We start from the raw sequence: 22,365 nt of genomic DNA on the forward strand, positions 1-22,365 counted from the left end.
AGAACTGGGACTGAAATTCACCTACAACCACGACGACCACGCGGTTACGGCCGCGACGAACCCACGGCCACGTGTTGGCGTATCTGTGTCCGGAGGGGGACCGGACCCATATCCCCAACCTGGTGTATGTCGCCGACCTACAACTTCCTTGACGCGGATAGCGCTGTTGGCGCGCGACCGGATTGGCCGCCCCGGTGTGAGCAGATCGCGTTCTGAGCTCAGTTTCCTTCCAGCACGGCCTCGGCTTCCTTTTGGAGGTCGTTGAAGGACTCCTTGCCGATATCGACGGTGACGTTCTGGATGGTTCCTCCGGTGAAGGTGGCTGGGCTCTGGTATTGCGGGGAGATGGTGTCGCCACTGTCGTAGCCGATGCTGAGTCCCTCGCCGGCGAGGCCGAATCTGGCGGGTTGGGCGCGCATCGGGCCTTTGCTGACGGGTTGGCCGTCGATGTACAGCGTTGTGGTGCCTTCGGATTCGCCGTGTTTCCCGGAGGTTTCGCGGCTGAACTCCATGCCGAGAGTGTGTTTGCCCGGGGTGAGCGGTGCCGAGGCGACGAAGTCCTGTTCGGGTTGGATGCCGAGGAAGTTGTAGACGTAGTGCAACCTGTGGTCCTTGATGAACAGGGTGTGTCCACCGAAGCGGGAGCCGTGGGCGAAGATGACGCCTCGGGCTTCGGGGGTGAGGTCGACGTTGGCGACGATCTTGTAGGACCTGCCGCAGACATTGACCGCGGCGGCGTCGGGGACCGGCGAGGCACCTGGGTAGTAGACGTAGCGGTCGCGGGGCGGTTCGGGTTTGGGTCGTTCGAGGCCGAGTTGTTCGACGACGGAACGGTCGTCGAGGGGCAGGACGTAGTTGTCGTGGGCTTCTTGGTTCCAGGCGTTGATCAGTTCCTCGAGCTTGTCGGGGTACTGGTCGGCGAGGTTCTTGGATTCGGAGCGGTCCTCGTCGACGTGGTAGAGCTCCCATTTATCCTGGTCGAAGTGGCCCTTGTTGCCGAGGGCGGCGTGCAGCGACGCGGCTTTCCAGCCGTTCTCCCAGATGCCGCGGGTGCCGAGCATGGCGTAATACTGGCGTTTCTTCGCGGTGGGCGTGTCGGCGTTGTCGAAGCTGTAGCGCATCGACACACCATTGATCGGGTATTGCTTCACCCCGCGGAACTCATCGGGCATCTGGATGCCGGTGACCTCGAGAATGGTCGGCACGATGTCGGTGCAATGGTGGTATTGGTGCCGGATCTGTCCCTTCGCCTTGATTCCCTTGGGCCAGTGGATCACCATCGGGTCGCAGGTGCCGCCGGAGAACTGCGCGTAGCGTTTGAACATCTGGAACGGGGTGGAAAATGCTGCGGCCCAGCCGGTCGGATAATGATTGTAGGTGTCGGGGCTGCCGAGCCGGTCCAGATATCGCATGTTCTCGGCGGGATCGTCGGGGTAGCCGTTGAAGAATTTGTTCTCGTTGACCGACCCGTTCGGCGAACCTTCGCCGGAAGCGCCATTGTCGGCGCAGTAGAAGATGACGGTGTTGTCGAGCTGCCCGGTCTGCTCCAAATAGTCGACGATGCGCCCGATCTGGACGTCGGTGTACTCGGAGAACCCGGCGAACACCTCTGCCATCCGCGAGAACAATCGTTTCTCGTCGGGATTGAGCGAATTCCAGGGCCGCACCGAGTCCGCTGCGAGCGCGACATCCTTGGGCAGCGGGTTGATCGGCGTGAGGGCGGTGCCTTTCGGCATGATGCCCTTGTCGATCATGCGCTCGAGTACCCATTCCCGGTACGCCTCGTAACCGTCGTCGAACTGGCCTTTATATTTGTCGGCGTATTCGGCCGGGCTGTGGTGCGGGGCGTGGCTGGCACCGGGGCAGAACCACATGTACCAGGGTTTGGACGGGTTGCTCGACCGCTGGTCGCGCAGCATTTTGAGGGCGTTGTCGGCCAGGTCCTTGGACAGGTGATAGCCCTGCTCCGGGCTGTAGGGTGCCTCGATGAACCGGTTGTCCTCCACCAGGTTCGGGTACCAGTTGTTGGTTTCACCGCCGAGGAACCCGTAGAAGCGGTCGAAACCTTTCTGCAGCGGCCATTCCGATTTGGTGCCTCCGCTGGAGATGTCGCTTTCGGGCACGTTGTGGTTCTTGCCGAGCCAGAACGTGCTGTAGCCGTTGTCCTGGAGCACCTGCGCGACCGTCGCGCACTGTGCGGGCAGGCGGCCCGCCGCGCCGGGAAAACCGTTGGTGCCCTCGACGATTGACGCGAATCGGTTGACGTGATGGTTGCGGCCGGTCAAGAAGCAGGATCGGGTGGGCGAGCACAGGGCCGTGGTGTGCCACTGGGTGTAGGTCAGCCCATCGTTGGCGAGGCGTTGCAATACCGGCATATTGATCCGGCCGCCATACGGTGACCAGGATGCCAACCCGACGTCGTCGAACAGCACCACCAGCACATTCGGGGCGCCGTTGGGTGCCTTCTTGACCTCGTACGGGGTCCAGTCCGGCTTGGAGTCGCGCGCGTCGAGTTCGACCTTGCCGTGGAATCCGTCGTCGATCCCGGTTCCGTAACCGGGCGGAGCGTCGTTCTTGGATTTGTCGCACGCGGCCATCAGCGGGACGGCGGCGGCAGTTGCCCCTGCCGCGGCGAAGCCACCCAGAATGGAACGCCTGGATAGCTTTTTGCCGGGAGGATGAGGAGTGGAATTGGATTCGAGCGAAGACTGCTCGTCGGACCGGTCCATGATTAAATAACCAACCTTTCGATATCAATTCGATGTAGGGCCATAGCGTCAGGCGGATCGAAGTTTCCGAAGCGTGGTCAGAAACTGAAAAGTGGCCAGCCGATATGGCCTATGACGGTGACTCCTGGTCGCGGCCGGCGTGCCGGGTCGCTGCGGTCGGGCAGTCATTCGGACAAGGCGCAACGGAACCCGAGGTGGCACGTCGCCGTGTCCTCGGTCTGGCCCTGACGCGCCGCGGGCCGATACCGCAGGCAATAGTTCGGTGCGCACAGATACGAACCGCCCTTGACCACGCGACGCGGGAACCGCTCACCGAACTCCGGTTCTGGTGGCGCGTCAGCGCGTGCGGCACTGGTCGCGGGTGCACAGCACGAGCCCGCCGGAGCACGGTGTTCGGGACGGAAGTAGTCGGTGGTCCACTCCCACACGTTGCCCGCCACATCGAACAGTCCGTACCCGTTGGGCGGGTAGGTGCCGACCTTGGTCGTGCCCGGCTGCGTCGTCTGGCCCTTGCCCGGCAAGAACTCCCACGGAAACCGGCCCATCCATGTGTTGGCCATCCGCCGCCCCCGCGGGGCGAACTCCGCACCCCACGGGAAGGTCGCCGCGTCCAATCCGCCGCGGGCGGCGAACTCCCACTGGGCCTCGTTCGGCAGCGTCTTTCCGGCCCACTCGGCATAGGCGGCGGCGTCGGCGTAGGCGATGTGGGTGACGGGGTGGTGTGTGCGCCCATCCAGATTTGTGCCCGGCCCGCCCGGATGTCGCCAGTTCGCGCCCGGAACGTAGGACCACCACAGGTGCCAATCATCCAGTGGCACCGGTTTGCCCGGCGAACGGAACACCAATGCGCCTGGCACGAGGTCTGCGGGATCGGCGCCGGGGAAGTCCGCGGGGTCGATTTCTCGCTCGGCCATCGTCACATATCCCGTCTCACGCACGAACCGATGGAATGCCGCGTTCGTCACCGGGTGGATGTCGATCCAGAACGGCTCCACCACAACTTCACGCACCGGCTGTTCCTCAGGGAAGAAATCCAGCGAACCCATGGCGAACACGCCACCCGGCACCCGCGCCATACCCTTACGCCCGACCGCTACCGCATTACCTGACATCGTCCGTGCCTCCAGCTGAACCGATCAGAACCTCATGCACTCTCAGACAGTGCTGAGCCAACTTACTTCCGTCATCCGTTGCGCTCGGCGACCCACGAAAGAGGGTTTCGATGCGGAGCGTGGTCTTCCGCAGACAGCGCTTCATCTTCACGTCTGCGCGGTGCGCGCCGGAAGTCGCCACATCGACGCGCTGCCGGTCCTGGCGACCGCCGCGAGCAACCGGCGTACGACTCGCGCCTTCCGCGGGCCGTACGGGTACCACAGTGGTTCCCAAGTCAGGGGACGGATGCGCGGCGCGGTGACCGCCTGCTGACGCGTGTATTTGTGAAGGCCGGCGGCTCCGCCCAATCGTGCGCCGGATCCCGACCGCTTCCACCCGCCGTGCGGCAGTCCCATCTCGAAGAGATTGGTGACCGTGTCGTTGATGTTGACCGCACCGACCTCCAGCGCACGGGCGATCTGCGCGCCGCGGGCCGAATCGCGGGTCCACACCGATGCCGACAAGCCGTACGTCGACTGATTCGCGCGTCGGATCGCCTCGGCGGCGTCGGCGACCTTCACGATCGGGATGGTCGGCCCGAAGGTCTCCTCGCGCAGGCAGGTCATCGACTCGTCGACGTCGACGAGCACGGTCGGCGCGAGGAAGGGCCCGTCGGCGTCACCGCCGCCGATGAGCGCTCTGGCTCCGGCGGCGACGGCCTCGTCGATGTGACGCTGCGCGATCGCACGCTGGGCCGGTGTGGCCATGGCGCCGATGTCGACGGAGTAGTGCATGGTGTCGTCGCCTTGGCGCAGCCCGGCGACGTAGTCCACCAGGTTCGTGACGAACCGGTCGTAGACCGGCGCCTCGACGTATACCCGTTCGACCGAGATACACGCTTGCCCGGAGTTGAGCAGTGCGCCCCAGGCGATTCCGCGCACCGCCCGATCCAGGTCCGCGTCCGCCAGCACGATCGCCGGATCCTTGCCTCCGAGTTCCAGGCTGTAGGGGATCATCCGGTCGACGCACCGGTGTGCGATGGCCTGCCCGGTGCGGGTGGATCCGGTGAACTGGACGTAGTCCACGTTCTCGACCACTGCGGCACCGGTCTCGCCAGTGCCGGTGACCACCGCGAACACCGCCGGCGCTCCGATCTCCTGCCAGCCGCGCTGCAGTTCCAGCGCCGTCAGCGGTGTCACCTCCGACGGCTTGAGCAGCACCGCCGCGCCGGCAAGCAGGGCCGTGATCGCATCCGCGCCGGGAATCAGCAGCGGGAAGTTCCACGGCGAGATCACACCCACTACCGGGAAGGGACGGTGGATCCGCATCATCCGCTTCGGTGTGCTCAGCAGTCCCGACGGGCGGATGCGTTCGTCGGCGAGGAACTCCATGGCGTGGCGGGCAAAGTAGCTGATCGCCTCGGCCACGAACGGCAGCTCGATTTCCGCTTCGGCGCGCGGCTTGCCCGACTCGGACTGCAGCACATCGGCGATGCGATCCCGTTCTGCGAGCAGCCACTCGCGCAGCTTGCGCAGCCAGCCGGCCCGGGCGGCGGGACCGATCGCCTCCCATTCCCGTTGCTGCTCACGCAATTCCCGGACGATCGCGGCCACCGCCTCGGGCCGCTCGTTCGGTACCGTTGCCAGTACGGTGCCATCGACCGGCGACAGCACCTCGATCTTGCCGGTCATGCCGCGCCACCAGTGAGCCGCCGGTGATAGCGCTCCCGTAGTACGGGATCGACGTGCGTGGCACCGACGTCGATCTTCAGTGCATGCAGCAGCGCATACCGTGCGCCGCTGGGCAGGATCGCCATCGACGCGAGGAGCTGGCCCAACGATTTCGGACTCACGGCGCTCCGCTTGCGTTTCGCGACCGCCGCGACGATACCGTCGGCCACGTTCTCGGGATCGACGGTCGTGATGCCTTCCATCCACTTCGGCATTCGCGTTCCCGCGGACAGCTCGGTGCGCACCACGCCCGGCAATACGAGCGTGACGGCCACACCATCGGTGCGCAGCTCCCGCTCGAGCGTCTCGGTGAACCCGATGACGAAACGCTTTGTCCCGCAGTAGGTGGCCAGACCCGGCAATACCGTCACGCCGGCCAGCGATGCGATGTTGACGATGTGTCCGCTGCCCCGTGGCCGGAACCGCTGTACGGCGAGCCGGGAGCCGATGAGTACGCCGTTCACGTTGATGTCCACCATCCGCGCGGTCATCGCGGGATCCTCGTCGGAGAACAGTCCGGTCGGCATGATGCCCGCGTTGTTCACGAGCACGTCGAGCGGGCCCAGCTCGGCCTCGGCGGCGGCGAGAAAGTTCGCGAAGGAGTCCGCGTCGGTGACGTCGAGTGGCAGTCCGACGATGCGGGCGCCGGGGCGGGCGGACAATTCGGCGCCGGTCTCGGCGGCGAGCCCGGCATCGATGTCACCGATCGCGACGTCGGCGCCGGCGGCGAGGAACGCCGCCGCGGTCGCCCGGCCGATGCCACGGGCGCCGCCGGTGACGGCAATCACCTTGCCGCGCAAGCCTTGTGGTGAAAGATACGGTCGGGCCATCTCAGGCACCCTCTTTCGTGGTGTAGAGCGCGTCGATCTCGTTCGCGTATTTCGCCGAGATCCGGCTGTGCTGGAGTTTCATCGTCGGGGTGACCTCGTCTCCGCTGGGAGTTGCAGGATTCCAGAGGCCGGCCGCATGCTGTTGGTGCGGGCGGCGAGGTAGCCGAGCTGGCTCACCGCGTCGAAGCTGTATCCCTCAGGGAGAGAGGCGATGTTGAGCCCTGCGCTCTCGTAGTCGGCCAATTGCTGTGCGACGGTGTCTATTCCGACCTGATAGTCGGTGCTGAGATGGAGATTGATGCCGATACGCAAGTTGGGGCCCTTCGGAAGACAGGTGGGAACGAGCTCGTTACCGGCTTACGGCGCAGCGGGTTCGTCACCGGGCATACAGATCACGGGCGATGATCATCTTCTGAATTTGCGGTGTGCCGTCACCGATCTGGTAGCCGGATATATCGCGCAGCATGGCCTGCAACGGCATTTCCTCGGACCAGCCGATGTGGCCGTGCAGTACCACGCAGTCGTTGACGGCGGCCAACGCGACCTGCGGAGCCCACCACTTGAGCATGGCCGCCTGCGTGGTGTGCGGCTGGCCGGCCATGCGCAGGCCGAGGGTCTGGTAGGCCAGCGCCCGTACCGCGGAGATATAGGTGCTGTGCTCGGCCAGCGGGAACTGCACGCCCTGGTTCATCGCCAGCGGCTGCCCGAAGGTGGTGCGCTGCTTGGTGTATTCCACCGTCATGTCGATGGCGCGCTGCGCGGTGCCGATCACCATGAGCCCGATCAGGGTCCTGGTGAGGTCGAATTCCCGCATGATCCCGTGGAAGCCGGAGCCTGGTTCGAGCATCACGTAGGAGTCGGGCACGTAGGTGCCGTCGAAGGTCAGCGCTCCGCGGCCGATCGGCTTACAGCCCGGGTCCTGGAACGCCTGCCGCGAGATGGTCGGATCGTCCAGCTGCACGACGAAGGCACCGATTCCCTTGGCGCGTTTGCCCGGATCGGTCTGCGCGAGGACGACGGCGACATCGGCGTGCGGGGCCTGAGTGATGGAGGACTTCTCTCCGTACAGTTTCCAGCCGCCCTCGACCCGCTCGGCGCGGCAGGTCAACGCCGAGGCGTCGGAGCCGGTGGCGGGTTCGGTGAGTGCGGTGCAGCCGATGGCTTCGCCGGAGATGAGTTTGGGCAGCCAGTCTTCGCGCACCGCCGCCGGCGCGTGGGCGGCGAAGAAGCTCGTCTGCGCATTGACGAAGAAGTACGCCACCGCCATTGTCGAGCAGGCGTAGGCGATCTCTTCGGCGGCCAGTCCGAGGACGAGCAGGTCCGCGCCCTGGCCGCCGTGCTCCTCCGACACAGCCAGTGCGGTGAGGCCCGCGGCGGCCAGCTCACGCAGTTCCGCGCGCGGGTATTCCGTGCGCGCGGCCCGTCCCAACTGGCCAGGAGTGAACTTCTCGCGGGCGAATTTGCGGATGTTGTCGCGGAAGACGAGGTGATCCTCTTCGAGGATGAATGTGTTCATGATGGTCCGATCAGGTTGCGGGACTCGGGGATTCAGCGGCCGATGAGTGTGCCGTTTTCGGCGGCGGCGACCACCCCGGCAGGCGGTAGAAACCGGTCACCGAACGCCGAGGCGAGTTCCCGGGCGCGGGCGACGAATCCGGCGGGGCCACCGTTGTAGGTGTTGATGAACGACAGCGCACCGCCCGTTCCGGCCGGGAATCCACCCATGACGGAACCGATATTGGCCGTGCCAGCGGATTCGACGATGCCCTCCTCGAGGCAGGCGGCCACCTCCAGCGCCACCCGGAACAGGAACCGGTCGCGCAGATCTTGGAACGGGATGCCTCGGGCGGGTCCGAACGCCTCGCGCAGACCCGGCCACAGCCCGAGGCGCTTGCCATCGGTGTAGTCGTAGAAGCCCGCTCCGGCGGCGCGGCCCAGGCGCTCGAACTCGTCGACCATGCGGATCACGACACCCTCGCCCGCAGTGCGGCTGTCCGCCCCGCCCGCCGCGGCCTCCTGGTCGGCGATGATCTGCCGCGACAGCGACAGGCTCACCTGGTCCAGCACCAGCAGCGGCTGGGTCACCATCCCGTTCTGCATGGCGGCTTGTTCGATCGACGTAGCGGGCACGCCGTCGGCGACCATTTCGCATGCCTCGAACGTCGCCGCCATGAACAGGCGCGTCAGATAGAAGCCGCGGCCGTCGTTGACCACGATCGGCGTCTTGTTGATCAGGCGGACCGCGTCCACCGCGCGCGACACCGTTTCCCGGCTGGTCAGCTTGCCCTTGACCACCTCGACCATCGGCATCTTGTCCACCGGCGAGGAGAAGTGCATGCCGATGAATGCCTCCGGCCGGGTGACTGCCTCGGCGAGTCCGGAGATCGGAATCTGCGAGGTGTTCGACGCCAGCAGCGCCCCGCCGTCCAGCACCGGCTCGACCTGCCCGTAGGTCTTCTTCTTCAGCTCGGGATCTTCGAACACGGCCTCGATCATCAGATCCGCGGCGACCAGGTCGGCGTCGTCCGCGGTCGGCGTGATGCGGGCGAGCAGCTCATCGGCTCGCTGCTGGGTCCATCGGCCTTTGGCGACCGCGGCTTCGACCAGCATGCGCGAGTACGCCTTGCCGCGTTCGGCGGCCTCCGGCGAGATGTCCTTGAGGGCTACGGCCACACCGGCTTTGGCGTATTCGTAGGCGATGCCCGCGCCCATCATGCCCGCGCCGAGTACCGCCACCTTGGTCGGGCGGAAAGGCGCCGCCCCGGCGGCGCGGTCGGTGTTCCTGTTCGCCTCCCCGAGGTCGAAGAATGCCTGAATCCCATTGGCGGTCAGCGGATTCAGCGCCAGGTTCACCAGGTACCGGGTCTCGATCGTCGATGCCGCGGCGAAGCCGACGAGGCTGCCTTCGGTCGCGGCGGCGATCAGATTGCGCGGGGCCGGCAGATCGGCTCCCTTGAGCTGCTTGCGCACGGTGGCCGCCAGTGCCAACACCTGCTGCGACAGTTCGGTCTCGGTGGCGCGTCCGCCCGGCAGGGTGTAGCCCTTCCGGTCCCATGGCTGCACGGGAGCCGGGTTGGCGGCGATCCACGCCCGCGCGGCCGGCAGCAGTTCGCTATCGGTGCCGACCACGGCGTCGACCAGTCCGGCCGCGAGCGCCTTGCGCGGGCCGAACTTGGTGCCCTTCAACAGCACGTTCATCAGCGCACCTGCCAGGCCGAGCATGCGCACGGTCCGCACCACTCCGCCCGCGCCGGGAAGCACGCCGAGGGTCACCTCGGGCAGGCCGATCTGAATTCCGGGCCGATCCACGGTCACTCGATGGTGGGTGGCCAGCGCCAGCTCGAGACCACCACCGAGGGCGGTGCCGTTGATCGCGGCCACCACCGGCTTACCCAGGGTCTCCAGCCGCCGCAGCAGCGCCTTGGCTCCGTCGAAGAAGTCGGCGATCCGCGGCGCGTCCGCGCTCTGGAGCAGCGGCCCGAGCTCCTTCAGATCCGCACCGGCGCTGAAGATTTCCTTACCGGAGGTGATGATGACACCGGCATAGCTCGCTTGTTCGGTCTCCAGCCGATCCACGGTGTCGGCCAGCGACTGCCGGAAGGCGGCGTTCCAGGTGTTGATGGCCTGGGAGGGGTCGTCGATGGTCAACACCACGATGCCGTCCGCGCCCAGCTGCCAGTCGATGATGTTCTCGGTCATAGTCTTTCAAGTCCTCTCTGGTGCGGCGGATCAGCCCAGGCGCTCGACGATGGTGGCGATGCCGATGCCGCCGACCGCGCACAGCGTGACCATGCCGTAGCGCTTGCCGGAGCGGTCCAGTTCGTCGATGACGGTGCCGAGCAGCATGCCGCCGGTCGCGCCCAGCGGGTGCCCCATGGCGATGGCACCACCATTGATGTTGATCTTGTCCACGTCGATGTCGAACTGCTGGGCGAAGGTCAGCACCACGGCCGCGAACGCCTCGTTTACCTCGATCAGGTCGATGTCGTCGATGCTCAGTCCGGCTTTGTCCAGCGCCTTGCGGCAAGCCGGGTATGGGCCGGTGAATCCGATCGTTGTGTCGGATCCGGCGACCGCGGTGGCCACGATCCGAGCGCGCGGGGTGAGTCCGAATTCCGCGCCGATGCGGGCGTTTCCGATGGCGAGCAGCGACGCGCCATCCACGATGCCCGAGGAATTGCCCGCAGTGTGCACGTGCTCGATGCGCTCGAGCTCGTGATAGCGCTGCAGCGCGACAGCGTCGAAGCCGCCGTGCTCACCGATCGCCGCGAACGCCGGCTTCAGCTTGCCCAGAGACTTCACGGTGGCGTCCGGACGAATCAGTTCGTCGTGCTCGAGCACGACGACACCGTTGAGGTCCGCGACCGGTACGACGGCATCCTTGAACCGGCCTTGCGCCCATGCTCGGGCCGCGTTCTGGTGTGAGCGCGCCGCGAAGGCGTCGAGATCGGTGCGGCTGAAGCCGTACTTGGCGGCCAGCAGATCGGCGGCCGGTCCCTGTGGAATGATCGGAGTGCGCTGGTACGCATTGGGGTCCGAGGCGACAACCATGCCGCCGTCGGAGCCCATCGGAACCCGAGACATGGATTCGACGCCACCGGCGAAGATGAGGTCCTCCCAGCCCGAAGCGATCTTCTGGGCGGCGGTGTTCACCGCTTCGAGTCCGGAAGCGCAGTACCGGTTGAGCTGCACGCCCACTGCGGTCTCGCCCAATCCCGCACGCAGCACTGCCATTTCGGCGATGCCGAAGCCCTGCTCGCCGACTGCGCTGACACAACCCAGGATCACGTCGTCGATGCGCTTGGCGTCGATGCCCTCATTGCGTCGCAACAGCTCCCGGATCAGCCCGGTGGCGAGCTCGACCGGCGCAATCGTGTACAGCGCGCCGGTGGGCTTGCCCAGACCCCGCGGAGTGCGAATTGCGTCGTATACCAATGCTTCTGTCGTCATTGCTTTCTGTTTTCCGTTCTGTCGCCTCGGATTCGACGCGACGGTTCCGCCGAATGGAAATGGCTGAGCGGCAGCGTGTTCAGGCCTGACCATGCTCGTAGAGGGCGTCGATTTCGCCTGCGAATTTCTCGGCGATGACGTTGCGGCGCAGCTTCATCGTGGGAGTGATCTCGTCGCTCCCGGGTTCCCAGAACACCGGCAGCACGGTGTAAGCCTTCACCTGCTCGACTCGTGACAGTCGCGCGTTGGCGGTGGCGACGGCCTCGTCGAGCTGCAGGCGGACGGCTGGATCAGCTGCCAGCGCGCGCGGGGAAAGATCGATACCGTGCTCGGCGGCGAATGCGGCCGCCGCCTCGGGTTCGAGGGTGATCAGCGCGGTCACGTACTTGCGCCGATCGCCGATAGCCACCACGGACCCGACCAGCGGGCTCGCCGCCCGGATCGCGCTCTCGATATTGGCAGGAGACATGTTCTTGCCCGCGGAATTGATGATCAGTTCCTTCTTGCGATCGATGATCGTGACGTATCCGTCGGTGTCGATGACCCCGACATCACCGGTGTGCACCCAACCGTCGGCGGCGACCGTCTCAGCAGTGCGGACCGGGTCGTTGCGATAACCCTTCATCAATCCGGGTGTGCGGACCAGCAGTTCACCGTCATCGAGGCAGCGCATTTCAACCTGGCTCAGCGCCGTGCCGACGGTGCCCACCCGCTGCGCACCCGGGCGGTTGGAAGTCGCCAAGCCGATCTCGGACATGCCCCAGGCCTCGGCCACCGGAATCCCGAGCGCCAGTAGGAATTCCACAGTCTCCGGAGTGATCGGTGCGGCACCGGTGTAGGCGATGGTGGTCTGGTCCAAGCCGATTTGTTCCAGCAGGCGTGCCAGGACCAGACGCTTGGCGAGCAGATGTTGTAGCCGCAGCAGTAGCGGGACGGGTCGGCGCGCGAGATCCGCGGCAACCTTGCGATGGCTGACCTCTAGCGCCCACACCGCCACCTTGCCGCGCGGGCCCGCCTCCTCGGCCAGAGCGGCACGCACGGCCGCCTCGACCTTGTACCAGAGCATCGGTACGGTGACGAACACCGTCGGACGCACCACCGGCAGAGCCGTCGCGAGGTTCTTGCTGTCGGGCACCGCATATACCGCCGCACCGGTGATGGCGGGCATGTAGTGGGCAAGCCACCGGTTGATGGCGTGTGCGTCGGGAAGGTAGGACGCCACCCGTCCGACGCATCCCGACGCGAACTCCGGAATCCCGAGCATCGCTTCGGTGCCGAATATGGCGTTGCGATGTGACATCTCGACGCCCTTCGGGTCGCCGGTGGTGCCGGAGGTGTAGATGATGGTGATCGTGTCGTCCGCTCGGACTGCACGCCAACGGGATTCGAAGTCGAACTCGGGGTCGCCGAGGGCCTCGAGCTCCGCCAGCGTCATCGTGCCCGCCGGGGCGTTGCCGAGGCAGATGACGTGCTCGACGCGGCTGTCCACCTTGGCTTCGAGCACCCGCTCCAGGAATTGCTGCTCGCACACGACGACGCGGTTCGCCGCATTGCTGAACAGGTATGAGATTTGCGCCGGGGCATTGGTGTTGTAGACCGAGAAGGGGATCGCGCCCAGGTGGTACGCGGCCGCATCGATCAGATTGAACTCCGGCCGGTTGGTCAGCATGATCGCGACCGTGTCGCCGTGCCGAACGCCGAGTGCCGCGAGCCCCGCGGCGAGCCGGCGCACTCGAGCACCGTATTCACCCCAGGTCAATACGGTCCCGCCGTCGAGCGTGCGCAGCGCGATATCTCCGGCGCGAGTCGCGCAGGTGTGCTGGAACAGCTCGCACAGCGAAGCTGCCCGTGACAGCCGCGACAGGGTGTTCGAAGTGCTCATGGCGGCCAGTGTGCTGTGACACGAGAACGGGACGCTTGTACCGTGAGTCACAAAGCGGCCGGTTGCGGTTGTGCCGACGCCACGGTCTGTAATGTGCCACCGACGCCACCTGTACATCGACGTACGCCCGGGAGAAATCGATATGCGTCAACCCCGTGACCTGGTCGCGGAGGCCAAAGCCTGGTTCGAATCGTTCGCCTACCGTGAGGGGGCCGAGCCGGAGTTGACCACTCTGTCCGGGCGAATGATCGATGCCATTGCCGCCGACGCACCGGAGATCGGATCCGACGCCGCACTTCGGCCGGCGCTTCGGGTCGCGGTGCACGACGGTGTCGGCGCGTACTTCAGTCAGGGCCCGCATGAACGCCCAGGCGATATCGATTTGCCCAATACCGCCAAAGCCCTGGGGCGCGCAGTGGCCCGGCGTGGCTACGACATCGCCCTCCTGCAGCGCTGCTACCGGAGTCTGCAGCGCATTGGCTGGGCCGAGATCATGACCTCGGCCTGCCGCGAGATCACCGATCCGGAGTTGCTGCCGGTGGTGCTGGATCTGCAGTGGGATCACTTGAGCCGCACCATATCCCGGGCAACCGAACGGGCCGAGATGGCCTTCCTCGACGAGACGCGGCGGCAAGCGAGTAGCGTGCTGACCCGCAGGCGCGAGCTCGTCGAGGCGATATTGCGCGAGGAGGCAGTCGATATCGAGCGCAGCACACGGCAACTCGGGCACAACCTCTACGTCCAGCAGACCGGCCTGATCATTTGGACTCTCGACCCCACCGAGGACGATGCCACCGCACTGCTCGAGCGGCTGGCAATCGAAATCGCGACCGCGCTCGGCGCTCCACGTCCCCTGACGCTGCCCGCCGGCGGTCGGATGCTCTGGGTCTGGCTGGCCACGCCGGAGGTGCCCGACCTCCGGGAGATCGCTCGCCTGAAGGTATTCCAGCACCGGGAACCGGTCGTGCTGCTGGCCGCCGGGGTGCCCGCCACCGGCGTGGAAGGATTCCGTGTCAGCCATCAGGAGGCACTGCGGGCCTATCGGATCGCCGCCGAGACCGCCCCCGCGCCGGTCACCCTGTACCGCGATGTCGAACTCATCAGCTGTCTCGCCGCCGACATCGCCGCGCTGTCCCGGCTGGTGCGGCGCGAATTGGGCGGTCTCGCGGGGCGGGGCGCGGCGGCCGCGCGGCTGCGCAACACCGCACTGGTGTACCTCGAGCAGGGCAGTATGGCCAGGGCCGCCGAGGCGCTCGGCGTGCACAAGAACACGGTGCTCTATCGGATACAGCAGGTCGAACAGTTGCTGCCGCAGCCGCTCGACGAACACAAGATGCCCTTGGAGGTTGCTCTCCGGGTGGTGGCCGCGCTCGGTGAACGGGTGCTTCCGGAGTGACCGCCGAACGGCCGCCGCGCGAAATGCGCGGCTGCCAGTGGCGTTGCATTGCAAGGCAAGGACCCCGACGATATCCGCAGAGCTGGAAAGACATTCGTGATATGACGGTCGACGATCCGCCGGGTCGACATGCTGGTTTCCCGGGGTTCTCTCAGCTTGTTGTTTAACCTCGGCGACCGGCATGACCGGTCGCCGAGGTTGTTTGTATGGTGAAAGTTGCTGTGCCTGAAAGCGTTTCGCCCGGCCGTGCGGGTGTGTCACTGACGTGGAAACGGTCACCGTCTGACTATCTTCGGGTTCCTGCGAAAGATCCGGAAGAACAGAAGCGGTGACCGTGGCCCTCAGCGTGCCCGACGCGGTCGTCGGCGTCGAGCCGACACGCGTCGATGATGTGAATTCCCTTGCGGCGTTTCGTTGTTCGTTCTACGACTGTCTCGGGTCGCGTTCGGACGCGTTGTTCGAGCTGACCGATGCCGTGCTGTGCTGCGAGGGGCCGGTGACCACGTTGGTCGGCGGGGTGACTTCCCCGACCGGGGCGGGAACCCCGCAAGGTTCACCGACTTCTCCGTTGATGGCTAACGTCGCGCTACATGTGCTGGACGAAGCGTGGCAGCACGAAGGCTGCCGGCTGGGGACGTTGGTGCGCTACTGCGATGATTTCGTGGTCCTGTCACCGACCAGGCAGCGTGCCGAGCAGGCGCGGGAACTGGCCGCGAGGGTACTGGGACGACTCGGGATGCGGTTGCACCCCGACAAGTCCGGCATCGCCTGCCTCACCAAGGGCGGGCAGGGCTTTGATTTTCTCGGCTTCCACCACCGGAAAGTGGAATCGTGGCGATGGCGGGGCAGGTTCTATCTGCAACGCTGGCCGTCGGTCAGAGCGATGCGGGTACTGCGGGACAAAGTCCGCGCGGCCACCCATCGCTCCCAAGCGACCCGGCCGGTCTCGGCTGTGGTCGCCGATATCAACCCGATCCTGAAGGGTTGGGGCGCGTACTTCCGCAACGGCAACTCGGGGCGGAAGTTCAACGCGGTCGACGGCTACGTCAACGAGCGGCTGGCGATTATGGCCAGCTGGAAATACGGTCTCGCGGGCCGGAATTGGGGCACCCGATTCACATACGGGTGGGTCACCCGGCTCGGGGGCTACCGCTTGACCGGGACTGTGCGCAGGGCGACGGTGCATGCCAAACGGTGAACGATGTCGGAAAGCCGTATGCGGGAGAACTGCACGTACGGTTTGAGGCGGCGGGGGCTGGAAACGGAGCGGTCACGCCACCGCGCCAGTCCCCGACCCTACTAAGACCGTCAGGCAGGTATCTGGACCGGCGGCGCTATGCCCGCTGAGGTTCAGCGTTCCTCCGTCCGGCTCGTTAGGCCAAGCCGGTGTCGAAGCGGGGGAGTGGGAATGGTGATGATGATCTGAGCTCGGGCCCGATGGTGTTGTCGATGGGCTTGGCCGGTCGTTGGTGAGTGTCCGGCGCAGAAGGTTCTGGCTCGCAGTGGTGACCATGGTTGCTCGGTCGTTGGCGGAGTTGCAGTTCGGCGGCGGATGCTGCTGCCGGTTAAATTGCGCCGCCTTGCCGAAGGTAGAGCCGAGCTGACGTGTGGAGCAGGTGCAATCGGGATGGTGGAAGCGATTGGGGACGGTTATCGGTGTCACGCTGAGCGATCGACCGGACGGTACCCGAGCGAACCCGGTGGCTGGTGGTCGGCGGCCCGCCGGTATCAGGTGATGGCTTCGTCGAAGTGGAAAGACTTGTCGAGCATGACGGCAAGGTTGTACGTGGCGTCGGTATTGCCAGGCTCACTTTTATGGCGTGCATTGGCTAGGCCGCCGAGTCGACGCGATGAAAGGCTTCTATGACCGACTGCACACGTAGAGCGGTGGCGAAGTCGGCCAGACAGCGCGGATGCGCACCGCGAACGGCGTCGGCGAAGAGCGAGAGGCGAGTCGCCTCGGAGCCTCTCGGTCCTTCCAGGGTGATCGGCGTCCATTCGCCGCCGTCGGACACCTGCAACTCTCCCCAGTTCCGGAGCCGGTACGACCGGCGAGTTCCCCACAGAATCCACTCGTACAACTCAGGCCCGGCCACGCCGGCAAAGGCGGATACGTGAACGGGAACGCCTCCGGCAAGCAGGAGCCCTCGCGCGGCGACCTCGCTGGCATGCGGATCGGCGAGTGGAATGTCGACGCTGACATCAGCCACGTCAAGCGGGCCCAACAGCCGATCGGTCAGATACACGAAGTGTGATAGGACCTCGCGGACGAACCCGCCTTGCGTCCTGCCGGCGAGCCAGGCCGCCCCGGTCTGGAAGTCCCGTGGCCACCGGGGAAAGACTAGCCGGACATCGACTCCTCTGATGTCGCCGAGTTCGCCTGCGAGCAGGCTTCGTTCTACTTCGAGCACGGCGGCGCGGTCTGACAACGCGAAGTTCACCGCGGCTGCGACGCCGTATTCGGCTGCTGCCTCCGCCATCTGACGCCCGTCGGCAAGACTGATCGCCAGCGGTTTCTCACAGAAGACGGCCTTACCGGCCCGCATCGCGGCGATCACCGGCTCCGCGTGCAGCGCCGGAGGGGTGGCGAAGTAGACAGCGTCGACGTCCGGAGACTGCACAACGTCCCGCACGTCGGCAGTGAACGAAATGGCGGGGTACGTCGCCCGCGCACGGTCGACAGCCGCAGGGTTGACGTCGAACGCGCGGACAACGGTGAACTCGGGAGTCGCGGCAGCCGCGGCCAGCATTGCGGTGCCCATCGCACCCAGCCCGACGACGCCCAGGCGGATCGGCCCCCACCGGTCTGAACGAGATTGCATGAGCTCAGTCTCCACGGCCCGGACAATCAGTACAAGCTACATTATTTTAATGCGATCGTTAAGCGTTGACTTCATGGACGACCTTCGGCGGCTGCGCGTGCTGCGGGCGTTCCGCGAGCACGGGAGCATCGCGGCCACTGCGCAGGCGCTGCACCTGACGCCGTCCGCGGTGTCTCAGCAACTGACGAAGATCGGCCGCGACGTCGGCTTCGAGGTGCTCGATCACGTCGGGCGGCGGGTGGTGCTCACGCCGCGGGGACAGGCACTGCTCGCCCACGCCGACATCGTCTTCGCCGAGATCGAACGTGCACGCCACGAACTCGACTCGTGGGATGACAGCGTGCGTGGCGCCGTCACGATCGGTACGTTCTCCAGCGCGATCGCCGGGCTTCTCCCGCTCCTGCTCGACCGGGCCCGGGACACCATGCCGAAAGTCAGGATCATGCTGCGTGAGGCCGAGCCGCCGGCGCTGTTCGACGAGGTCGACGCCGGACGCCTCGACATCGCCCTTGCCGTCCAGTTCACTGGGTCGCCGGCCGCAAGCGACTCGCGCTATCACCGCGTCGATCTCGGGGCCGACGAGTTCGACGTCGCGCTACCGCCGGATCACCCCCTCTGCGGGAAGGAAACCCCGGCACTCGAGGACTTCGAGAATGACTTGTGGATCACCGGCGACAGCGACGGCTGCTGTGGCGCCATCACCGTCGCGGCCTGCGCGGCAGCGGGCTTCACTCCGGACATCGCGCACCGGACCAACGACTGGCAGGCGCTCGCCCAACTCGTCGCCCACGGCCACGGCGTGGCGCTGATCCCCAGGCTGGCCCAGCGCGATCTGCCCGCCACGGTGGCCATTCGCGAGATCGCCGCACCTAGGCCGCAGCGGCGGATCTTCGCCGCCGCCCCTCAAGGGGCCCAGCACTCACGCCTGATCACCACGACGCTCGAACTCCTCACGTCCGTGCGAGAGGCCCAAACGCACCGATGATCAGACCCACCGCCGGACGCACTCTCTTCTCAGCCGCGACGGGCCGTGCGTGTGCGCTGATGGGGGTGAGATCGGCATGTTGGTCCTCGACCTTGACGGCAATGTGTACCCCACGGAAAGCGTCCTGACCGAAATCATTGATACCCGGACGGCGGAGTTTTCTGGAACGGGCAGGGTTGGATACGCGGGAGTTGACTGCGCTCGAAGTGGAGCGCCTGTCTGTCCTGGATGCGCTCGATCACCTGCGGATCTCCCGAGTCCACTGGGCCCGAGCGGTTTACGTGGACCTTGGGCCGACGACCAGTCCGAGTGAGCGCCCTACTTCTCGCCCGCCTCACCCCTGCCCTCGAGCTGTGGGCATTACGTACCTGCCGCACCACCGCGGCCACGGTGGCGGTGGTGCTCGCCGCGGTCCTGATCACCCTCACCGGTGTGATGAGAGCCGCCGCGCAACCACCACCGACGCCGCCCGTGCCGGTGCCCTCGGCTCCGGCGACACCCGCACCCTGCACACCGATCAGAACATCCAAGGCGGCCAGCGGTGCGTTCTGGCCCTTGACGAGTGTTGCCGACACGGGCGGTCCTTCGCTTCGCGGAGCGGGTTTGCTGCCACTGTAGGTCAATCCAGCTCCGCCGCCGAGGATCCCGCGCGCGGCTCGGGGAGGGCACTCGAACTGTGTTGGCCCGTTGGCATATTCGTGACATCACGGGGGCGGGTATCGTTCGGGGATGCGCGATTTCGGGGTGGGTTTTCGGTACCTGCTGCAGGGACAAAGATGGGTGGCCCGGCACGGGAACCAGTATGGTTTCGGTCTGCTGCCGGGCCTGATCACCCTGGTCCTCTACATCGCGGCACTGATCGCGCTCGTAGTCTGGGGAACCGATCTGGCCGCAGGGCTGACCGGATTCGCCGATGACTGGCCCAGTCCCTGGCTGGGGTTGTTCCGCGGGGTCCTGGCCGTGGTGTTGTTCGCGGCGGCTCTGTTGTTGGCGGTGCTCACCTTTACGGCCGTGACCTTGTTGATCGGCCAGCCGTTCTATGAGGCGCTGTCGGAGCAGGTCGACCGCTCGGTTTCTCCGGACGGCCGCGCTCCCGAATCCGGGTTGCCGTTGTGGCGTGAGTTGTGGGTTTCCGCCCGCGACAGCGTCCGCATCCTGGTGCGGGCAGGTCTGTGGGGAGTGTTGCTGTTCGCTTTGGGTTTCGTTCCGGTCCTGGGCCAGACCGTGGTCCCGGTGGTCGGGGTGTTTGTGACAGGGTTCTTCCTGACCGAGGAATTGACCGCGGTCGCGTTGCAACGCCGCTCGGTCGAACTGCGCGAGCGCCTCGCCCTACTGCGTTCTCGCAAGGGCCTCGCGTGGGGTTTCGGCGCACCGCTTGGTCTCGCGTTCCTGATACCGGTCGTCGCGGTGTTCTTGATGCCCGGCGCCGTCGCCGGCGCCACGCTGATGACTCGCGACCTGCTCGGCGAGCAGAACCGCGACGAACGAGACGAGCCCGAAGAACACTCCGGCGTAGCCGTGCCCGGTACCGGGGGCGCAGCACGACCTCGCTAGTCAGCGATCCTGCTTGGCCGCTCGTTATTTACGTCCGCGCAGGACCCAGAAGGCCGCCATCGCCGCGCCGAGCAGCGTGGAGGAGACCAGCGATACCGAACGTCGTCAGCAGTGCGTCCACATCGTAAACCGTAAGTGTTCACACGGATTGTTGGGCAACAGATTTCGAGTTCGGCGACAGGTTCGGGGTGAACCCACGAGGTCGGCGCGGATACCAGTCGCGCATGCTGTCGCAGTCGATGGGTGGTCTTCGCGATAGGTGTCGGATGCCGGATTTCGGGTTAGGGTTGGCGGGGTGAATGTCGATGCGGGGGGATCGCCGGTCCGGCCACAACCAACACATGAGCAGACGGTGGCGGCGAGGCTTCGAGCGGCGGTGTTCTCGGCTCACGCGGAGGGGGTAGACGCGGCGCAGGCGGCCCGGCGGGCGGGTCGGCCGGTCAACCAGGACCTGATCGAGCTGCTGGCGCTGCAGCGGCGCATCACCCGCATCGCCGATCAACTCGAGCACACCGGTGGCGGTGCGAGCGATGAACCTGTCGAGCACGTCGAGGTCTGCGGCTCGCCGCCGGTGGTGGAGTTGATGCGCAAGCCCCGCCGGGGCAGCGCCGGGGCGAGGATCATCGAACTGGTTGACACGTTGCGCGGTTCACCGACGCCGGATCATGCTCGGGTGGCGGGACACCCGTTAGGGTCGACGTCGCCGTTGTTGGGGAGCGGCGGATGGCCGTGGCTGCCATGTGAATTCGAGAGGGAAGGGATGACAATGGGTGTGACTCTGGCCAAGGGCGGCAATGTTTCGCTGTCGAAGCAGGTACCGAACCTGACCGCGGTGGCGGTTGGTTTGGGGTGGGATGTGCGGGCCACGACGGGCGCGGATTTCGATCTCGACGCGAGCGCGTTGGCGACCGGGCCGAGCCAGAAGGTGCTGTCGGATAGCCATTTCGTGTTCTACAACAACCTGCGCTCCCCGGAAGGCACGATCGAGCACACCGGCGACAACCTGACCGGCGACGGCGAGGGGGATGATGAGGTGATCAACGTCGACTTGTCGGCGACCCCGCCCACGATCACCAACATCTTCTTCCCGGTCTCGATCCACGACGCCGAAGTGCGTGGCCAGACCTTCGGCCAGGTCCGCAACGCCTACATTCGCGTGGTCGACCGCGCCAATGGTGCCGAGTTGGCACGCTACAACCTGTCCGAGGACGCCTCCACCGAGACCGCGATGGTCTTCGGAGAGTTGTACCGCAACGGCGCGGAATGGAAGTTCCGGGCGATCGGGCAAGGCTACGCCTCAGGGCTGGCGGGTATCGCCCGCGACTACGGGGTCAACGTCTGACCGCGCCGGTGTGGCGAGCCGAACAATTGAAGCGGCCAGTTGGCCACTCGCGACGGCGCGATCCGGCATTTCGGGGACAACCTCACCGGTGAAGGCGACGGTGACGACGAAACCATCGCCGTGGACCTGACCCGGCTTCCCGCTCACGTCACCACCATCATCTTCGTCATCACCTCCTATGCCGGGCATACTTTCGAACGCGTCCGCAACGCCTTCTGGCGCTTGGTCGACGGCGCCAACAACGCCGAACTGACCCGCGCCAACCTCAGCGCCGGCGGCCCGCACACCGGGATGGTCGTCGCCAAACTCCACCGCGACAACGGCACCTGGAAGATCCAGGCCCTCGGCCACCCCATCCAAGCCGGCCACCCCACCGACGCCGTCCCCCAACTCGCTCCCTATCTCTAAACGGTGGCAGCGATCCGGGTGTGCTTGTCTGCCAGCGGCAATCGCACCGGAGGCGGAAAACGTTGGTGGAGTACCAGATCCGTCCCCGCGGCCGGTGCTCACATGCCTGATCGGGCCCGGCGGTCCGTCCGAGCGACATCTTCGAACCATAGGCGGGGTTATCTCAGAGAGCCGGTCTTGGACCTCTGGAATTGGCTGTGGCTCAATTGATTCCGTGCCCCGGCGCGAACCGCGACCGGGTAGCCTGGGATTGTTGGCTGGCCTGGGGCGGCCCGGTTTGGAGATCGCCGTGCGCATCGTATTTGTGCTCGTGTTGGTGGCGTGGTTGATCGTCGGCGTGGTCGCGGCCGGGCAGCGCGGCTACTTCGGGGATGTTTCGCACATATCGCGATCTCCAGCCGACTGCTCCGGCATCGGAACACTCGCGCTCACAGTCGTGGCCGGTCCACTGAACTACACGGGCATCCACCCCAGGGTGGAGGCTTGCGAGTTGCCCGAGCCCAGCCCATCGTGACCGAGCCGATCCCGTCATCGGTTGCGGGTGCACCGCGCTATCGGGGTGGTAGATGTTGGGGTGCAGGACTATCCACGCTGTCGCGCCCGTTCGGCGGGAGTCGAGCTCGACGTCGTCGACAACCCATGGCT

Annotated in this window: 18 protein-coding genes; 8 read left to right on the plus strand and 10 right to left on the minus strand. The window is 66.0% G+C overall.

The genetic code is table 11. From position 1 onward, the window contains the following. Positions 1-218: 218 nt before the first annotated feature. From ACWEO2_RS31480 to ACWEO2_RS31520, 9 genes are all read right to left on the minus strand, one after another. Positions 219-2,729, minus strand: a complete 2,511-nt coding sequence (locus ACWEO2_RS31480; protein WP_452408662.1) for an arylsulfatase — start codon at positions 2,727-2,729, stop codon at positions 219-221. 164 nt (positions 2,730-2,893) lie between these two features. Further along, positions 2,894-3,805: a formylglycine-generating enzyme family protein gene (locus tag ACWEO2_RS31485; RefSeq protein ID WP_452408737.1), complete on the minus strand. Its 912-nt coding sequence runs from the start codon at positions 3,803-3,805 to the stop codon at positions 2,894-2,896. Positions 3,806-3,988: 183 nt separating this feature from the next. Continuing rightward, on the minus strand, positions 3,989-5,512 hold the full coding sequence (locus ACWEO2_RS31490; protein WP_452408663.1) for an aldehyde dehydrogenase family protein: 1,524 nt from the start codon (positions 5,510-5,512) through the stop codon (positions 3,989-3,991). Then, positions 5,509-6,381: an SDR family oxidoreductase gene (locus ACWEO2_RS31495; RefSeq protein WP_452408664.1), complete on the minus strand. Its 873-nt coding sequence runs from the start codon at positions 6,379-6,381 to the stop codon at positions 5,509-5,511. Before ACWEO2_RS31495 ends, ACWEO2_RS31490 begins: the two co-directional genes overlap by 4 nt. A gap of 78 nt (positions 6,382-6,459) precedes the next feature. After that, positions 6,460-6,693 carry an LLM class flavin-dependent oxidoreductase gene (locus tag ACWEO2_RS31500; RefSeq protein ID WP_452408665.1) on the minus strand — a complete coding sequence of 78 codons (234 nt, stop codon included), beginning with the start codon at positions 6,691-6,693 and terminating at the stop codon, positions 6,460-6,462. Between the two features lie 64 nt (positions 6,694-6,757). After that, on the minus strand, positions 6,758-7,897 hold the full coding sequence (locus ACWEO2_RS31505; RefSeq protein WP_452408666.1) for an acyl-CoA dehydrogenase family protein: 1,140 nt from the start codon (positions 7,895-7,897) through the stop codon (positions 6,758-6,760). Between the two features lie 32 nt (positions 7,898-7,929). Next, positions 7,930-10,080 (minus strand): 3-hydroxyacyl-CoA dehydrogenase NAD-binding domain-containing protein, encoded by a 2,151-nt coding sequence (locus ACWEO2_RS31510; RefSeq protein WP_452408667.1) that lies wholly within the window; start codon positions 10,078-10,080, stop codon positions 7,930-7,932. A 30-nt stretch (positions 10,081-10,110) separates the two neighbouring features. Next, a complete protein-coding gene (locus tag ACWEO2_RS31515; RefSeq protein WP_452408668.1) occupies positions 10,111-11,331 on the minus strand; it encodes an acetyl-CoA C-acetyltransferase in 1,221 nt (406 codons plus the stop codon). 79 nt (positions 11,332-11,410) lie between these two features. Then, on the minus strand, positions 11,411-13,213 hold the full coding sequence (locus ACWEO2_RS31520; protein WP_452408669.1) for an AMP-dependent synthetase/ligase: 1,803 nt from the start codon (positions 13,211-13,213) through the stop codon (positions 11,411-11,413). 142 nt (positions 13,214-13,355) lie between these two features. On the opposite strand from ACWEO2_RS31520, the gene ACWEO2_RS31525 reads away from it, so the two are divergent. After that, complete coding sequence (locus ACWEO2_RS31525) at positions 13,356-14,609, plus strand: PucR family transcriptional regulator (RefSeq protein ID WP_452408670.1); 1,254 nt, start codon at positions 13,356-13,358, stop codon at positions 14,607-14,609. 328 nt (positions 14,610-14,937) lie between these two features. Continuing rightward, positions 14,938-15,807, plus strand: a complete 870-nt coding sequence (locus ACWEO2_RS31530) for a group II intron maturase-specific domain-containing protein (RefSeq protein ID WP_452408671.1) — start codon at positions 14,938-14,940, stop codon at positions 15,805-15,807. Between the two features lie 631 nt (positions 15,808-16,438). On the opposite strand, the gene ACWEO2_RS31535 is transcribed toward ACWEO2_RS31530, so the two are convergent. Further along, on the minus strand, positions 16,439-17,446 hold the full coding sequence (locus tag ACWEO2_RS31535; RefSeq protein ID WP_452408672.1) for a Gfo/Idh/MocA family protein: 1,008 nt from the start codon (positions 17,444-17,446) through the stop codon (positions 16,439-16,441). Between the two features lie 58 nt (positions 17,447-17,504). Here ACWEO2_RS31535 and ACWEO2_RS31540 point away from each other — a divergent pair, with 58 nt between their 5' ends. The 6 genes from ACWEO2_RS31540 to ACWEO2_RS31565 all read left to right on the plus strand — a co-directional run bounded on the left by ACWEO2_RS31540 (position 17,505) and on the right by ACWEO2_RS31565 (position 22,234). Next, the gene (locus tag ACWEO2_RS31540) at positions 17,505-18,416 is read left to right on the plus strand and encodes a LysR family transcriptional regulator (protein WP_452408673.1); all 912 of its coding nucleotides are present in this window, start codon (positions 17,505-17,507) and stop codon (positions 18,414-18,416) included. Positions 18,417-18,725: 309 nt separating this feature from the next. Further along, positions 18,726-19,034 (plus strand): hypothetical protein, encoded by a 309-nt coding sequence (locus ACWEO2_RS31545; RefSeq protein ID WP_452408674.1) that lies wholly within the window; start codon positions 18,726-18,728, stop codon positions 19,032-19,034. 111 nt (positions 19,035-19,145) lie between these two features. Then, positions 19,146-19,970, plus strand: coding sequence for an EI24 domain-containing protein (locus ACWEO2_RS31550; protein WP_452408675.1), 825 nt, complete (start codon positions 19,146-19,148; stop codon positions 19,968-19,970). Between the two features lie 766 nt (positions 19,971-20,736). Further along, positions 20,737-21,312, plus strand: coding sequence for a TerD family protein (locus tag ACWEO2_RS31555; RefSeq protein ID WP_452408738.1), 576 nt, complete (start codon positions 20,737-20,739; stop codon positions 21,310-21,312). Positions 21,313-21,351: 39 nt separating this feature from the next. Further along, the gene (locus ACWEO2_RS31560) at positions 21,352-21,720 is read left to right on the plus strand and encodes a TerD family protein (RefSeq protein ID WP_452408676.1); all 369 of its coding nucleotides are present in this window, start codon (positions 21,352-21,354) and stop codon (positions 21,718-21,720) included. Between the two features lie 289 nt (positions 21,721-22,009). After that, complete coding sequence (locus ACWEO2_RS31565; RefSeq protein ID WP_452408677.1) at positions 22,010-22,234, plus strand: hypothetical protein; 225 nt, start codon at positions 22,010-22,012, stop codon at positions 22,232-22,234. Positions 22,235-22,365 lie beyond the last annotated feature (131 nt).

This window comes from Nocardia sp. NPDC004278 (genome assembly GCF_053602975.1).

Excerpts from the sequence above, each read along its gene's own strand:
- ACWEO2_RS31480 (WP_452408662.1), bottom strand. The coding sequence starts at position 2,729 with ATGGACCGGTCCGACGAGCAGTCTTCGCTCGAATCCAATTCCACTCCT.
- ACWEO2_RS31495 (WP_452408664.1), bottom strand. The coding sequence starts at position 6,381 with ATGGCCCGACCGTATCTTTCACCACAAGGCTTGCGCGGCAAGGTGATT.
- ACWEO2_RS31490 (WP_452408663.1), bottom strand. The coding sequence starts at position 5,512 with ATGACCGGCAAGATCGAGGTGCTGTCGCCGGTCGATGGCACCGTACTG.
- ACWEO2_RS31525 (WP_452408670.1), top strand. The coding sequence starts at position 13,356 with ATGCGTCAACCCCGTGACCTGGTCGCGGAGGCCAAAGCCTGGTTCGAA.
- ACWEO2_RS31510 (WP_452408667.1), bottom strand. The coding sequence starts at position 10,080 with ATGACCGAGAACATCATCGACTGGCAGCTGGGCGCGGACGGCATCGTG.
- ACWEO2_RS31540 (WP_452408673.1), top strand. The coding sequence starts at position 17,505 with ATGGACGACCTTCGGCGGCTGCGCGTGCTGCGGGCGTTCCGCGAGCAC.
- ACWEO2_RS31550 (WP_452408675.1), top strand. The coding sequence starts at position 19,146 with ATGCGCGATTTCGGGGTGGGTTTTCGGTACCTGCTGCAGGGACAAAGA.
- ACWEO2_RS31555 (WP_452408738.1), top strand. The coding sequence starts at position 20,737 with ATGGGTGTGACTCTGGCCAAGGGCGGCAATGTTTCGCTGTCGAAGCAG.
- ACWEO2_RS31520 (WP_452408669.1), bottom strand. The coding sequence starts at position 13,213 with ATGAGCACTTCGAACACCCTGTCGCGGCTGTCACGGGCAGCTTCGCTG.
- ACWEO2_RS31505 (WP_452408666.1), bottom strand. The coding sequence starts at position 7,897 with ATGAACACATTCATCCTCGAAGAGGATCACCTCGTCTTCCGCGACAAC.
- ACWEO2_RS31485 (WP_452408737.1), bottom strand. The coding sequence starts at position 3,805 with ATGGCGCGGGTGCCGGGTGGCGTGTTCGCCATGGGTTCGCTGGATTTC.
- ACWEO2_RS31515 (WP_452408668.1), bottom strand. The coding sequence starts at position 11,331 with ATGACGACAGAAGCATTGGTATACGACGCAATTCGCACTCCGCGGGGT.